This is a genomic window from Acinetobacter pittii ANC 4050, assembly GCF_000399685.1.
GTDB classification, from domain to species: domain Bacteria; phylum Pseudomonadota; class Gammaproteobacteria; order Pseudomonadales; family Moraxellaceae; genus Acinetobacter; species Acinetobacter pittii_E.
Genome location: NZ_KB976987.1, coordinates 2849380 through 2864920 on the forward strand (window position 1 = coordinate 2849380; position 15541 = coordinate 2864920).

The 15541-nt window shown below is 39.0% G+C and carries 15 protein-coding genes and 2 pseudogenes; 9 read left to right on the forward strand and 8 right to left on the reverse strand.

From position 1 onward, the window contains the following. Positions 1-36 precede the first annotated feature (36 nt). The 3 genes from F931_RS17145 to yoaE all read right to left on the reverse strand — a co-directional run bounded on the left by F931_RS17145 (position 37) and on the right by yoaE (position 2858). Entirely contained in the window at positions 37-681 is a 645-nt protein-coding gene (locus F931_RS17145) for a trimeric intracellular cation channel family protein (protein ID WP_002121256.1), read from the reverse strand. Between the two features lie 45 nt (positions 682-726). Further along, positions 727-1194: a YchJ family protein gene (locus F931_RS17150; RefSeq protein ID WP_016142474.1), complete on the reverse strand. Its 468-nt coding sequence runs from the start codon at positions 1192-1194 to the stop codon at positions 727-729. Positions 1195-1265: 71 nt separating this feature from the next. After that, on the reverse strand, positions 1266-2858 hold the full coding sequence (gene yoaE, locus F931_RS17155) for a TerC family protein (RefSeq protein ID WP_016142475.1): 1593 nt from the start codon (positions 2856-2858) through the stop codon (positions 1266-1268). A gap of 326 nt (positions 2859-3184) precedes the next feature. Here yoaE and F931_RS17160 point away from each other — a divergent pair, with 326 nt between their 5' ends. The 4 genes from F931_RS17160 to dinB all read left to right on the forward strand — a co-directional run bounded on the left by F931_RS17160 (position 3185) and on the right by dinB (position 7175). Further along, positions 3185-3808 (forward strand): LOG family protein, encoded by a 624-nt coding sequence (locus tag F931_RS17160; RefSeq protein ID WP_016142476.1) that lies wholly within the window; start codon positions 3185-3187, stop codon positions 3806-3808. Between the two features lie 82 nt (positions 3809-3890). After that, a complete protein-coding gene (gene mdtD, locus F931_RS17165; protein WP_016142477.1) occupies positions 3891-5282 on the forward strand; it encodes a multidrug transporter subunit MdtD in 1392 nt (463 codons plus the stop codon). Positions 5283-5359: 77 nt separating this feature from the next. Next, positions 5360-6118 (forward strand): glycoside hydrolase family 25 protein, encoded by a 759-nt coding sequence (gene yegX, locus F931_RS17170; RefSeq protein WP_016142478.1) that lies wholly within the window; start codon positions 5360-5362, stop codon positions 6116-6118. Between the two features lies 1 nt (position 6119). Further along, a complete protein-coding gene (gene dinB, locus F931_RS17175; protein WP_016142479.1) occupies positions 6120-7175 on the forward strand; it encodes a DNA polymerase IV in 1056 nt (351 codons plus the stop codon). Positions 7176-7179: 4 nt separating this feature from the next. Here dinB and F931_RS22245 read toward each other — a convergent pair. Beyond that, a pseudogene (locus F931_RS22245) lies at positions 7180-7296 on the reverse strand (hypothetical protein). Between the two features lie 192 nt (positions 7297-7488). Here F931_RS22245 and F931_RS17180 point away from each other — a divergent pair. Beyond that, positions 7489-7842 (forward strand): RidA family protein, encoded by a 354-nt coding sequence (locus tag F931_RS17180; RefSeq protein WP_004795237.1) that lies wholly within the window; start codon positions 7489-7491, stop codon positions 7840-7842. Positions 7843-7989: 147 nt separating this feature from the next. On the opposite strand, the gene F931_RS17185 is transcribed toward F931_RS17180, so the two are convergent. The 4 genes from F931_RS17185 to F931_RS17200 form a co-directional block, all read right to left on the reverse strand. Beyond that, on the reverse strand, positions 7990-8490 hold the full coding sequence (locus F931_RS17185) for a DUF2726 domain-containing protein (protein WP_005301476.1): 501 nt from the start codon (positions 8488-8490) through the stop codon (positions 7990-7992). Positions 8491-8804: 314 nt separating this feature from the next. Further along, entirely contained in the window at positions 8805-11186 is a 2382-nt protein-coding gene (locus F931_RS17190; RefSeq protein ID WP_016142480.1) for a YgiQ family radical SAM protein, read from the reverse strand. 213 nt (positions 11187-11399) lie between these two features. Continuing rightward, the gene (locus F931_RS17195; protein ID WP_025470399.1) at positions 11400-12659 is read right to left on the reverse strand and encodes an esterase-like activity of phytase family protein; all 1260 of its coding nucleotides are present in this window, start codon (positions 12657-12659) and stop codon (positions 11400-11402) included. Positions 12660-12806: 147 nt separating this feature from the next. Then, positions 12807-13211, reverse strand: coding sequence for a helix-turn-helix domain-containing protein (locus F931_RS17200; RefSeq protein ID WP_016142482.1), 405 nt, complete (start codon positions 13209-13211; stop codon positions 12807-12809). 81 nt (positions 13212-13292) lie between these two features. On the opposite strand from F931_RS17200, the gene F931_RS17205 reads away from it, so the two are divergent. The 4 genes and pseudogenes from F931_RS17205 (at position 13293) to F931_RS17215 (ending at position 15491) form a co-directional block, all read left to right on the forward strand. Beyond that, positions 13293-13778 (forward strand): DUF2938 domain-containing protein, encoded by a 486-nt coding sequence (locus tag F931_RS17205; RefSeq protein WP_016142483.1) that lies wholly within the window; start codon positions 13293-13295, stop codon positions 13776-13778. Positions 13779-13797: 19 nt separating this feature from the next. Then, the gene (locus tag F931_RS17210; RefSeq protein ID WP_016142484.1) at positions 13798-14364 is read left to right on the forward strand and encodes a flavodoxin family protein; all 567 of its coding nucleotides are present in this window, start codon (positions 13798-13800) and stop codon (positions 14362-14364) included. A 4-nt stretch (positions 14365-14368) separates the two neighbouring features. Further along, a pseudogene (locus tag F931_RS0103945) lies at positions 14369-14602 on the forward strand (DUF2798 domain-containing protein). Positions 14603-14882: 280 nt separating this feature from the next. After that, positions 14883-15491, forward strand: coding sequence for a lytic transglycosylase domain-containing protein (locus tag F931_RS17215; RefSeq protein ID WP_080649526.1), 609 nt, complete (start codon positions 14883-14885; stop codon positions 15489-15491). The last annotated feature ends 50 nt before the right edge of the window (positions 15492-15541 follow it).

Below are 15541 nucleotides of genomic sequence, written 5' to 3' on the forward strand. Positions count from 1 at the left end.
TATTGTTATAGCATGCTCACATCGAATTCTGCATGATTAATGTTCGTCGGTTGAAGAAGCCGATTCTGCATCATCATCTTTATAAATAAATTTAGGCATTTCTAAACCGAAATAGATCGCAATCAGACGCAAGGTAAAGCCGAAAATTAGGGTTGAAATGACTGTTAACTCTAGGCTTAACCCTAAATCTTGGCAAACCCAGTAACAGATGACTGCCACAAAAGAGATACTCGCATAGAGTTCGCGGCGGAAAACGAATGGGACATCGTTACATAAAATATCACGTAAAATACCGCCAGATACTCCAGTCAACACCCCTGCTACTGCCGACACGACAAAACCATGTCCCATTTGTAGGGCAATCTGGCAACCAATGATCGTAAATCCAATTAGGCCTAAAGCATCGAGTACCAAAAAGATGTTATGTAAATGACGCATCCATTTGGCAATAATGATTGTGACAAAGGCAGCACAGCAGGTCAGAACCAAATATTCAGGATGTTTCACCCAAGTTAAAGGATAGTGACCAAGCAATACATCACGTACCGAACCACCACCTAAAGCAGTTACACAGGCAATCAGTACGACACCGAACCAGTCCATACTCCGTCGCCCAGCAGACAATGCGCCTGTCATAGCTTCGGCAGTAATCGCAATAATATAAATAACGGTGAGTAACATCGCCCTTTCCCTCAGGCCAAACAGTGGGCGTATTTTAAGATAAAGTTATAGGTATTGTGCACAGCATTGCTTAAATTTTTTTCCAGAACCGCATATACAAGGTTGCTTCATCGTGACATGCATATCGACCGTTGGATCAAGGAAAAACCATTGTTGCTGATGAAATACAAAATGTGAAACCTCATGATGAATTTGGGCTTTTTGTCCATCATGATAATGAGCCTTGAACTCAACCTGTGCATGGGTTTTATCTAATTTTTCGTTGGTGTTAACCACCTCTAAACCCAACCACTGATTTTGTTTACTCCACTCAGCAATCGCCTCTTTATCAAGAGCTGTTTGCTGACCTAAAGCAGTGGTTTGCACAATATAATCGATTTGCTGTAATGCAAAAGCGCTATAACGTGAACGCATAAGCTGCTCTGCTGTTAGTGCTTTTGCTGCACCTAAATGTAAAGGCTCACAGCATTCTATATAGCTGCCTTTTCCACATGGACAATTTTGTTGAGTCATTTGGTACTTCTCAAATAAAAAATAGCTCAAAGTTGAGCTATTTTATGATGTTTCTAGACTTAAAACGTTATTTAATCTTTTGGTTCATCTTGCTCAATAGAAACAATATGAACTTTCTCGATTTTATGACCTTCCATGGTAATCACTTCAAAGCGGTAACCGTCTGCCTCAACAGCTTCACCATTTTCTGGTAAACGACCTAAATGGAATAACAAGTAACCCGATAAAGTTGAATACTGCTCGCTTTCATCAACGAGATCACGACCTAATAAAAGTGATACGTGACGAATGTCAGTTGAACCTTCAAGCATTAATGAACCATCTGCCAAACTTTCGGCAGCAGCATCTAATTCATCTTCATCCGGGAATTCACCCGCAATTGCTTCTAAGATATCAATTGGCGTTACGATACCTTCGATAGAACCATATTCATTTAATACGATGGCCATTTGTAAAGGAGCTTGACGTAATTGTTCCATAACCATAAGTACTTGAGCATTTTCATGCACAATCACAGGTTCACGTAAATGCTTTTGGAAATCAATCACACCTGTTTCAATAAAGTTATTTAAAACTTTATGCGTAAGCGCAATACCTTCAATATTATCAAGCTCACCACGTGCAACGATCAAACGAGAGTGAGTCATTGACATTAAACGTTCTTTTAAAACTTCAGGTTCATCGTCTAAGTCAATCCACTCTAATTCAGGACGTGGAGTCATAACAGACTTTACTGGACGCTCTGATAAGCCAAGTACGCCTTGTACAAGCACACTGTGATAAGCGCCGTTTTCTTCGTCAAAAACTTCATCTGCAAACGCTTGTGTAGCCAGTACATCTTCTTTATCAGCTGATTGGGCATCTGAACTAGAACCGCTATTTTTACTGCCTAACATACGTAAAACTGCAGAAGCTGTGCGATAACGTAAATCTGTGGTTGTAACCATCTTTTCCTGATTGCGGCGCATGCTTTGATTGATAATTTCCACCAAAACCGAGAAACCAATTGCAGCATATAAGTAGCCCTTCGGAATATGGAAACCAAAACCTTCCACGACCAAAGAGAAACCGATCATCATCAAGAAGCCAAGACACAGAATAACGACTGTTGGATGCTTATTGACAAAGTCCATGAGTGGTTTAGATGCCCACAACATGATTCCGACAGCAATCACAACCGCAACCATCATGATTGACAGCTCTTTCACCATACCTACAGCTGTAATCACACTGTCTAATGAGAATACCGCATCAAGCACGACAATCTGAACGATGACCATCCAGAACGCAGCATGAACAGGATTGTCTTCTTTATGAAGCTGTTTTCCTTCCATTCGTTCATGCAATTCCATGGTGCCCTTAAAGAGTAAGAACACACCACCGAATAACAAAATCAGGTCACGACCAGAGAAAGGATGATCAAAAATATGGAAAAGTGGTTCAGTTAGTGTCACAACCCAAGCAATCGAGGCTAAGAGTATAAGACGCATTCCCAAGGCGAGCACTAAACCGACTATACGCGCTTTAGCTCGTTGCTCTGGCGGCAATTTTTCGGCCAAAATAGCGATAAAAACGAGGTTATCGATCCCCAATACAATTTCAAGAACAATTAAGGTCGCTAAGCCTACCCAAGCAGAGGGATCAGACATCCATTCAAAGATCATTGATCCTGCTCCTGTGTTGTTTGAATTTTATCTTTATTTGGCAACACAACAGGCGCGCCTACACAAAGTGCGGAAAATGTTTTTTTAGGACAAGAAATTAAAACGGAGCGACTACAACCACTACCCATATTTGTTCATATGTTGTTAAACGATTTTTTAGTATAGGCAAGATTTAACATAAATTCATCATTTTTATTTGTACATAACCAGCATTCACCAAACCCATACAAAACATGAATCTTTCTTATAAATCTGCTTATAAAGTTGTCATATCTTTTGCTTAGTGTAGACAAGAAATATGAACGTGATAAGGTGAAAATAAAGCAATGAATAGCGTATTAACAATGGCAGTAAATGATTTACCAATAACAGCTGTAAAAACAAAACAACCTCTTATTGCATTATATTGTGGTTCACGTGCAGGAAATAACCCAATCTACCGAGAAAAAGCAATTGAACTGGCTCACGGAATTGCTGAACAAGGCTTTGGTTTAGTCTATGGCGGTGCCAGTATCGGTTTAATGGGACAAGTCGCAGATAGTGTTCTCGCAAACGGCGGAGAAGCTGTCGGGGTGATCCCTGAATTTATGCTTGATTATGAAGTCGCACATGCAGGACTAACTGAATTACATGTCGTAGAAACCATGCATGAACGTAAAGCCATGATGGCGGAACGTGCAAGTGCATTTATTGCGTTACCAGGTGGTTTAGGAACATTTGAAGAAATATTGGAAATAGCCACTTGGGGCCAACTCAACCAACACCAAAAGCCCATGATTTTATATAACGTAAATGGCTTTTATAATGCATTGATTGCCCAATTAGACCATGCAGTTCAAGAAGGTTTTCTACCCCTTCAGCACCGAGCTAAATTAATTGTATGTGAAGAGGTCGATCAAATTTATAACGTCATTAAAAATTTAAAAATGCCGAAAAGATTTGTTGTCTAGTTGTCTATCTACTCTCTATAAAAAAGCGGTTCTGCCGCTTTTTTTGTTTTACACTAGATCAAAACGTTAATTTTTAAATGTTATGAATGCCACGCCGACTCACCAAGCCTTGCAACCCGAATATCGCTTACTCGTTCTTTTGGTTTCTATTGGCTTTTTTATGCAGGCCTTGGACACGACGATTGTAAATACCGCTATTCCTGCAATGGCTCATCATCTCAATGAGGATCCTTTACGCATGCACAGCGTAGTGGTGGCCTATGTATTATCGGTTGCTGCCTGTATTCCTTTAAGTGGATGGTTAGCAGACCGCTTTGGTGTCAGAAATATTTTCTTGTCGGCAATCGTAATTTTTACTCTAGCATCTTTAGGATGTGGACTTTCACAAAGTCTCAATAAACTCTTATTTTTCCGCGTCATCCAAGGTGTGGGTGGAGCCTTGCTACTTCCTGTTGGCCGATTATCACTTTTAAAAATTATTCCTCGAACTCAATTTTTAGCTGCAATGAGTCTAATGAGCCTTGCAGGTTTACTAGGGCCTTTGGCTGGTCCCACCTTAGGCGGTTGGTTAGTTGAAGTTGCAACTTGGCATTGGATTTTCCTGATTAATATTCCTATGGGTATCCTAGGTATATTAATGACATTAAAAGTCATGCCAAATGTGAAAGAGCCCTCAGTCAAAAACTTTGATTTGGGCGGCTTCATTTTATTAGTAGTGGCCATGATTGGCTGGTCTTTGGGTATCGAACATTTAGCCTCGCCTGAATATTCAAAATGGTTCAGCATTTCGCTATTAGTAGTCGGCATAATCGCAACACTTTGGTATGCCTATCACTCACATACTCATCAAAATGCATTATTTCGTAGCCGACTCTTTAGAAACAAGATTTACGCGATTGGTATTTTAGGTAATTTCTTTGCACGCTTTGGTGGTAATGCCCTTCCTTTTGTTTTACCACTCATGCTACAAGTCGCTTTTGGTTTTGAACCCTTTATTGCAGGTTTAATGATGATTCCCTTGGTCTTGGGTTCATTATTTTCAAAGCCAATTGTCAGACCTATTATTCAAAAAATTGGCTATCGACGTTTTTTACTCATTAACACAACACTCGTTGGATTATGTATTGCCTCTTTTGCCATCATGACAGTCGACACTCCAACTTGGTTTAGAGCCTTACACTTTTTCTTATTTGGCACATTAAATTCCCTGCAATTTGTTGGCATGAACACATTGACCTTGAAAGATTTGCCTCAACAAGATGCGAGTAGCGGTAATAGTTTTTTGTCGATGATTATGATGCTTTCAATGAGTATTGGGGTAGCGCTGGCAGGCACCCTTATTAATATCTTTACCCATTATTATGGTACAGACCATGTGACAACAGCGTTTCATGTCACCCTCATTTGTCTCGGTTGTATCAATGTCATTACTGCATTTATATTCTGGCAAATTCCAAAGGATACGTCTGTTTAAGCGGTTGCATTTTTAGCGTAGTTTCTCGTTCATAAATCACGCTATGATGTTTACTTCATATTTTTAATGAGTTTTGCATGACCAAACTGGCTAAACCCTTTTTCACAGCACGGCACAATGCCTTAATTGGAATTGGCTTGGCTTGTGTTATGGGAGTCTTAGCTTATTTTGGTTTGTTCTATCAACAAAAAGCCGTTGCACAAGATTATCCAGTTCAGGGCTTTGACGTTTCTCACCATCAGGGTGATATTAACTGGAAAAAGATATCACCTGAAAAATTCCAATTCGTCTATTTAAAAGCAACCGAAGGCGGGGATTATAAAGATCCAAAATTTCAAGAAAACTGGTTAAAAGCACGCGAACATGGGTTCCATGTTGGGGCCTATCATTTTTATCGCCTATGTCGTGATGGTAAAACACAAGCCGAAAATTTTATTGCAACAGTTCCAAATAAAACCGATGCTCTTCCTCCAGTCATTGATCTGGAATATGACGGCAACTGTATTAATGCGCATACAAAAGAACAATTACTTAAAGAAATAGGCATCATGCATGACCGCTTAAAACAGCATTATGGCAAACAGCCTATTTTTTATATTTCTAAAACCTTTTACCACATTGTGCTAATAGGTAATTTTCCCAATACACCGCTTTGGGTCAGAGATTACGAAGGTAAACCTGAGCTGAAAGACAAAAGAAAATGGCTCTTTTGGCAGCATAGTAATCAGGGTAAAATTGAAGGCATGACAAAACCAGTAGACTTAAATGTTTATGAGGGTTCAGTTAAAGAATGGCACCAATTTTTACAGCAGCAAGGCATCGTGAAAGCACAATAATATGCGCAAAATCATTCATATCGATATGGATGCCTTTTATGCATCGGTCGAATTACGGGAACGTCCTGAATTAAGGCATATACCCGTTGTTATCTCATCTCATCATCCCCGAGCTGTGATTGCTGCTGCATCCTATCCTGCCCGCGAATTTGGTTTACGTTCAGCCATGTCGATGACTCAGGCAAGGAAACTATGCCCTCAGGTCGTTATTATTGAGCCAAATTTTGAAAAATACCGTACAGTTTCCGCGCAAATTCACTCGATCTTTCAGCAATATACGCTGCTTATTGAACCGTTATCTTTAGATGAGGCCTATCTAGATGTCACTGAAAACCTAAAACAGATGGCAAGTGCAACTGAAGTGGCTATGCACATTCGGGAAGATATTTTTAGATTAACAGGACTTACTGCATCGGCTGGTGTAGCACCAAATAAATTTTTGGCAAAAATTGCTTCCGACTGGAACAAACCGAATGGTTTATGTGTAATTAAACCTTCGCAAGTTGCTACTTTTATTCAAGACCTTCCACTAAAAAAAATTCCTGGGGTGGGTAAAGTCACTCAGGAAAAATTACAACAGCTTCAGTTACATACTTTAGGTGATTTACAGAAAATTGAAGAAGCCGTTTTAGTTCATCATTTTGGCAAATACGGACAACAGCTTTATTTATATGCACAAGGCATTGATCATAGGCCTGTTCAAGCTGAAAGGGCTCGCCAACAAATTTCGAAAGAGACCACTTTCGATAGTGACTTTACTTTGGTTCAATGTCAGCCCTATTGGCAAGGACTAGCCGAAAAAGTCTGGCAAAGCTTAGAGAAAAAACAACTGAATGCACGTGGTGTGAATATTAAGCTTAAACTCAAGAATTTTCAGACTTTACAACATAGTAAAAGCTTTAAAAGACCGATCCAGTCGCTACAGGACTTAATCCAAGTTTTATTTTTATTATTAAATGAAATGCAGATTCCTGAACATTTTCAGTTCCGCTTAATTGGTATAGGAGTTTATCAATTACAGACCCAAGCGGATGACTTCCAGCTTAACCTTTGGTAGTTGATTACTTTTTATTCAAAAGAGCAACTTTTAAACAAAATAGACTCCCTTTTACTGAGACTTTAGAGTAACCTAATCAACGCATATTCATTACCCATGTATTTGCAACATGCCAAAGCAACCTTTACTTTCGGCATATCGTCCTGTGATTGGCGTGACGACCAAATCCGAATATTACAGGGCTCTTCTGATACATGGCTTAGATATCCCTTCATCACAATAATCTACTGAAATTCCTTTCTACTTGCTTGCACCAACCCAGTAACTCTTCATAAAATCAAAACTATTAAATAAATCTACTTAGAGCATTTTTATGACGGTAAAGCGTTTACACGTGACTTCACGCTACTGCGAAGTTGCGATTTCAGGTAATTTGGTACATTTAGCTGGCCAACTCGCAGACGATACAAGCGTAGATGTCACAGCACAGACTCAACAAACTTTAGATAATATTGACCGTCTATTGGCAGAAGCTGGAACAGATAAAACCCATATTCTTTCTGTTATGATTTTTCTAAAAGATATCGACAAAGATTATGCAGCAATGAATGCTGTTTGGGATGCATGGATTAGTGAAGGACATCCACCAGCACGTACTTGTGTAGAATCCAAACTTTATGCGCCGGACGTGCTTGTAGAAATGACGGTTGTTGCAGTACTTCCCTAATTTTTATAAATATAAAGTGACACTAAATTGAGCAATATCCCTAGTTATATTGCTCAATTTTTTAGTAGTTTTAACATTGTTAATGTCAGCATGTTATTAAGATCTTCTTTAATGAGTTCTCTAATCAATTGCTATAATCTCTAATTTTTAAGACTTCACAAACGCATTTGACATTCGTTCTAGTTGCGGCGTTGCATGTAAAATTGCCATCTCTGTTTCTGGAGTTAATAAATCTCTTCTTAGATCGTGATAATCAGGCACCTCACTGTAATGCAATACACGATAGCCAGCCAATTGTAATAGACGACGTTCATATTGTTGATGCGCACGGCGTAAACCATTTTCACCAAGAACAACAATGACAACAACCTGATAGTTTTGATCAAGTACAACAAAATCAGCTGCCATATTTTGATATTTTCGACGTGTATGCGCATATTTTGTAGTTAATAATGCATCAAAGGATACATGTGCCAACACGGTAAATTTAGGTAAAACTGTTTGTAGTCTGGTTAATGTCATTTGCTCATGACTAGTTAATACTGCACGGCGCTTCAAGGCACTATCATGTTGATGCCTTCGCGAAAGACTTTTCACTGCCATTACAACAGCAAGAAATAATAATAAAATCGTGATTAAATAGTACATGGGTCCAATCCTTTAGGTTTTTTATAATGATTTTGCTAGATCACACTTTGTTTTAATTGATAACGACACAGCCGTTTTTTAAAAGGTTCACTTAGTAATTTCACTTGTAGTTATCAAGCTTGGCTTAAATTTAGCCACCCTCACATTATTTATAATCATAGAATCTACAACAATCAAGTGCAGCTCGTCAGATTTTTGCTATTTATCATTATTCGTTACGTTTTTTGTACTTTTAATCTTCAAAAATCTCACTATACGATTTAAATAGACACTTTAAAAACAAAACAGGCTCTATTTAAGAGCCTGTTTTATCACTATCCACGAACCTTGCTTTTAGGTTTACTTTTTCCACCAAATGGTTTTTTCTCACCGGTTTCACGAGGAGGTAAACCAGTGTGTTGGGTTAGAACTTGTCCTTTTTGTGGACGTTTTTGCCCTGCGCCTGAACGAGATTGCCCCTGACCACGTTTTGCTGAATCACCCGCTACAGAAGAGTTCTTCTTACGTGCCGACTTATATTCACCTTCAGCAGTACCTTGTGGCTGATAGGTCGGGATCAAGTGCTGCTTTGAATTACCAATTAAATCTGCACGGCCCATTTCTTTTAAAGCTTCACGAAGCAATGGCCAGTTGTTTGGATCATGGTAGCGTAGGAATGCTTTATGCAGACGACGGCGTTTCTCACCTTTTACAATATCAACTTTTTCAGTATAGCGAGCGACTTTAGCAAGCGGGTTTTTGCCCGAATAATACATAGTTGTTGCAGTTGCCATTGGCGATGGATAGAACGTCTGTACCTGATCGGCACGGAAGCCATTCTTTTTCAACCAAATTGCAAGATGCATCATGTCATAATCTGAAGTACCCGGATGTGCAGCAATAAAGTAAGGAATTAAATATTGCTCTTTTCCTGCTTCTTTACTGAAACGGTCAAACATTTGTTTGAAACGATCATACGTACCAATACCCGGTTTCATCATCTTAGATAACGGGCCTTGTTCAGTATGCTCTGGAGCAATTTTCAAATAACCGCCAACGTGATGTTGTACCAACTCTTTGACATATTCAGGGTTGAGTACAGCAAGGTCATAACGTAAACCCGAACCAATCAGAATCTTCTTCACACCTTTAATTGCACGTGCTTTACGGTAAAGCTGTACTAAAGGGGCATGATCGGTATGCAAGTTTTGACAAACGCCCGGATATACACAAGAAGGTTTACGGCAGTTCTTCTCAATTTCAGGATCTTTACAATGCAAACGGTACATGTTTGCCGTTGGGCCACCTAAGTCTGAGATAATGCCGGTGAAGTTTGGTGCCATATCACGGATTTTTTCAATCTCACGTAAAATTGAATCTTCCGAACGGTTTTGAATAATACGCCCTTCATGTTCTGTAATTGAACAGAATGTACAACCACCAAAACAGCCACGCATAATGTTGACCGAGAATTTGATCATATCAAATGCAGGAAAACGCGCATCGCCATAAGTAGGATGTGGCAAACGTGCATATGGTAAATCAAACACATAGTCCATTTCCTCAGTGGTTAGAGGAATTGGAGGTGGGTTAATCCAAACATCACGCTCACCATGACGTTGAACGAGTGCGCGGGCATTACCTGGGTTGGTCTCAAGGTGCAAAATACGGTTTGCATGCGCGTAAAGCACTTGATCATTCGCTACTTCTTCAAAAGAAGGCAAACGAATTACCGCCAATTCTCGTGGAGGTAATTTGTGTTTAATCGCTTTTGATGGCGCTGGCTTTAATTGAACGATTTGAGTGTCGTCATCGAGTTTGTCGCCTTCACGCACAATCGGGTTAGCAACAATCTCTTTTTGGAAATTTTGATATTGAGCTAAAGAGTTACCCTTTTCTTTTTCAACCTCACAGCCATCAATATCCTCTGTCATGACATATGGGTTAATAATTGGATCAACACGCCCAACCGTATCTACATCATTACTCGCAACTTCAACAAACTTTGCTTTTGATGCTTTGTTATGTTTATTAATAATAAATGCTGTACCACGGACATCAGTAATCTCGTGGATTTTTTCACCTTTAGCCAAACGGTGCATTACATCAATAATAGCACGTTCACCATTACCATACATGAGCAAATCAGCTTTTGAGTCCATCAAAATAGAACGACGGACTTTATCTGACCAATAATCGTAGTGCGCAATACGACGTAAACTACCTTCAATACCACCTAATAATACAGGTACATCAGGGAAAGCTTCACGACAACGTTGGCAATAAACAGTAGCTGCACGGTCAGGACGTTTGTTCGGTTCGTTATTAGGAGAATAAGCATCATCAGAACGGATTTTACGATCTGCCGTGTAACGGTTAATCATCGAATCCATATTACCTGCGGTCACACCCCAAGCAATCGTTGGCTTACCTAAAACGCGGAAGCTTTCAACATTGGTCCAGTCTGGCTGCGCGATAATTCCGACACGGAAACCTTGTGCTTCAAGTACACGCCCAATCACACCCGATACAAACGATGGATGATCAATATAAGCATCGCCACAGACCAAAATAAAGTCACACGCATCCCAGCCGAGTTGGTCCATTTCTTCTCGTGACATCGGCAAAAATGGTGCGGGTTCAAAACACGACGCCCAATATTTGTCGTAATCAAACAGCGCTTTTGGCGCAGTCTGCATGGTGTAGGCAGTAGACATGGCTTGCGAATCTCGGCTAACAGATGGAGGAGAGACATCTAAAGATGAAAGCCGATCATTTTAACATGAATTTCATTCATTTTCCCTGTTTATAAAACATGCGAAAACAATAATATAGAAATTAATTTGATTAAAGTTTACTCAATATTTTATTCTTGGAATAAATACGGCGGAATAAAATCCGCCGCAGTTTTAATTTTTTATTTGTAAAGCTTAGAACAAAGCTTTTGGCAAACGAATCTGAATAATCTCATTATCATCAGCCAGTTTTGCGTTACGCCCTGTCGAGCCAGGGAAATTATTATCATTGAAAACGGTAAGTGTTGTGCCATTTTCAATGATCACATCTTCAATCGTCTCAAATGGAAAAGCAAAAACCTGTCCCGTACCAATATCCCCTGCTCTAGCTGTGCTATACAACAAATTCGGGTTAGCAATTTTAATTAAATCAACCAAATCTTCACGGCTTACTAGCTGACCTGACTCATTTAATTTAATACGAATTAACTTTTTATAGCCGCCTAAATTATTCTGAGTCGCATCACGCTCAATAATAATGCCTTCTTTATCATTAAAGAGTTGGAAGTCACCAATATTAGTTGCCTTACTATCTAATTGGAACCAATAATATTTTCCTGTATACGCTTTTTTCTTCAGGTCAAATTGCGAAATCAGCAACTGTCTTTCTGTTTCCCGAATTGATTTAATTGGCTTTTCTATAAGCGGGTAAAGATACTGCCCATCTGGCGAAATCGCCATTCCTTCAAAACCACCACTTTGCTGAACTAGAGGTTCTACAAAATTAATTTGTGCTTTATTAAACTGATTTTGTGGTGAACGTAGCTCTTGAGTCGGGTTTAACGGATTTGGCAAAGCAATCGGTGCATCTAATAACACGCCATCTGCTGAAAAATGAAGTAAATAAGGCCCAAATTCATCGCCAATCCAGTAAGTTCCATCATTAGTACGTTGCATAGATTCTGGATCAAAATCAGCGCCTGTTAATAATCGATCAGCTGTATTACCATTCACGATATTAAACGGAATTAATTTGTTCGGATCACGCAGCTGGATAAAGCTTTGCACAGTCACTTGACCGGTGCCTTTAGCTTTAGTTTTGAAATCAGGCTTCAGTTTATAAATACGAAGTAAAAAGTCTGCTGAATTATCTTGAGTTCCGAAACCGTTATCAGCCATTGCCATATAACTGCCATCTTCATTTTTTAATGCAGCAGAAAAACCCTGTACAGGTTGACCTTTAAATGGAGGATAAATTCCATTTGCACCTTTTACATATGCGCCAGAGTCTGGGCCAGCAGAATAAGTTTCTACAGGTAATTTGGCAAAAGAAATTAAGGTTGGTTCGGCAACGTTCTCAGTAGGCGTGGTTTGTTCTTGATCGTTATCATCATTACATGCCGTCAATCCTAAACTGGCGCAGCATAATAATGCCGCTAATGTTTTTTTGCTCATAGTTTTATACATTTGGTAAAAAATTAAGCAAATTTAATCAAGCTTATATGAAGTTTTTACTTCAAAAAGATGAAATCTTTATGGCGAAAATATGACAAACCCAACTATTCAATACCAACACAAACTAAATGACCTCATCAAAAATAATTAAAGTTTCGTTGGCTGATATTCTCCAGCAATTGCTGCTTTCAAAAAGTTCTGGAAAGTTGGACATTCCATATGATTTTCAGCAGGACATACTGCCGCATGTTGTAATCCCTGACTAATAAAATGCAATCGCTTTGCCATGTGCTCTAACTGTTCAGCTTTATCTTTCAGTTTTTGCCGATCGAGCTCTGGTTTACCATCTTTCCCAAACATTGTGACAATTTCATTTAAAGAAAATCCTGCAGCACGACCTAAAGCAATGAGTGCCAATTGATCAAGTACTTGTTTGCCATATTGTCGGCGTAACCCCTGCCGCCCTATCGATTTAATTAATCCTTTCTCTTCATAAAAGCGTAGCGTGGCCGTTGTGACTTTTGCTTTTTTAGCGACTTCACCAATATCCATAACAACCTCTTGACTTCAAGTGAACTTGAACTTGCACAATAAATTTATCACGTTTTAGGCGTATAAAAGCAAGGTGTAAAAATGAATACCTCCACAATATTCTTTCAAGCTTTATTTCTTGGTGTTGGTGCAACTATTGTTATGGATATCTGGCTGTTAATATTAAAGATATTCAAAATTCCGACCTTAAATTTTTCCTTTCTCGGACGCTGGGTCGGCTGGATATTTCAAGGAAAACTCATCCATCAAACTATTGCACAAAGCCCTCAAATTAAGAATGAATATTTATTAGGCTGGATTGCTCACTATAGTGTCGGAATTATCTTTGCATTAAGTTTTGTTTTCATTGCCAGCTCAGATTGGCTTATTCATCCTCAGTTTTACTCAGCTCTACTGTTTGGCGTGGTCACCGTTCTCATTCCTTTTTTTATTATGCAACCTGCCATGGGTAATGGCTTTGCTTCATCAAAAACGCCTCATCCTTTTTTGAACTGTCTAAAAAGTTTAATGAACCATAGTGTTTTTGGCTGTGGCTTATATCTCACTGCAAAACTATTTCAAATTTAAATAAAAGAGGAAACTGCCCATGAAAACTGTTGCCATTATTTACCATAGCCGCCAAGGCCATACCCAATTTATTGCTCAGCAAATTCAACTTGGTATCTTAAACCATAAAAATATTAAAGTAGATTTGCTCAATGCCGAAGATCTTATCGAGCGCCCAGAAATTCTTAACCAATACGACGGCTTAATTTGGGGATCTCCTACATATTTAGGTGGAGTGTCTTCCAAGTTAAAACAACTCATGGATGCAACAGGCCCTTTATGGAAAAAACAAAGTTTTAAAGGGAAATTAGCGGCTGGGTTTACTGTTTCCTCTCTTCCTGCAGGTGATAAACAATCGACGTTAATTTCGATTTTTACCTTTTGCATGCAACACGGCACGTTATGGGTCGGCAACCCAATTCTGCCAGAACAACATCAAGGTGTTACCTATGCAAAAGCAGCTAACCGTCTCGGTTCATGGTCAGGCTTAATGGCTCAGGCTGAACATGGCAGTAATGCCGATGGGTTTGATGAAGGAGATATTAAAACTGCTCAACAATTTGGTGAAAATTTTGCATTGACCTTAAGTGCCTATCAAGGAATATAAAACTATGAAAGCACAGAAACTTTTATTCCTCTTAATTTTATCTGGAATGATGTCTTTTATAGTTTCGGGTATTTCAACTTTTAAAATAGTGGGACTAAATCATCACTTCGTTTCATTATGGGTATCAGCTTGGATTATTGCATGGATATAAGCTTTCCCAAGTGTATTGATTTGTGCACCTCTAGCTCAAAAACTGGCCGACATTGTATTTAAGAAAGTTGAAAAAAGCCGACTGTAAGTTAAAACGTACAAAGCTTGCGGTGATTTGCGGATATTCAACTTTAGTATTTTTTCATAGTATATAAATCATAGAGAGACAGGATGTCTCATTGAAGAAGAATAAGAACGCAGGAAGCGGTAGTTGACAGGAGTTAACTACATAAAGCTGAATACGAAGAAACCTCGACAGGATGTCGGGGTTTTTTCATTTCAATTATACAAAATTCTTACTTTTTAGATGCGCGGAGCAACAGAACTTGTATTGATCCAATAAGTACAGCTGAATACCATCATTTCATTTGAAATTTGATTATTGGTTTTGTATTTTGTTTACCTCATCTTTAGCTCAAGATCATTTTGAACCATCACAATTACAGCGCCTTAGTCTCAAATTTTTTATTATTGCGTTGATGACAATAATGACGGGGTGCACCAGCTTAGGACCTAATAGTGGCTCTTTTTCTTGGCGCTCTAATAAGCTCTCATCAGGCTTACAAAAAGCTTATTCTGTCCCGCCGAGCACAGCCAATCGTCTATCCCCCATGATTATTCAAAGTGCTGATCAATACAATGTACCGCCTCTTTTACTTGCAGCAGTGATTAGACAAGAGTCTAGTTACAATAGTAATGCTCGCTCTCCTACTGGTGCAGTCGGTTTAACTCAAATTATTCCGAGCTATTGGCAACAAACTTGTGCGGGGAATTTATATGATGAAACTACTAATATCCTATGTGGTGCTTATATCTTAAACCACTATTATCAATCAGCTGATAGTTGGTTCAAGGCGACAGCTTATTATAATGTAGGACCAACTGGTTATGAGCGAAGCTTCTGGACACGTCACAAAGCAAAAAAATATGCTCGATCTGTGAAGCGTCATCAAAAAACTTTAAAAAGTGCCTTATAAATTGAAATCAAATAAAAAAGCCCATTTATTAATGGGCTTTTTTTATCTAG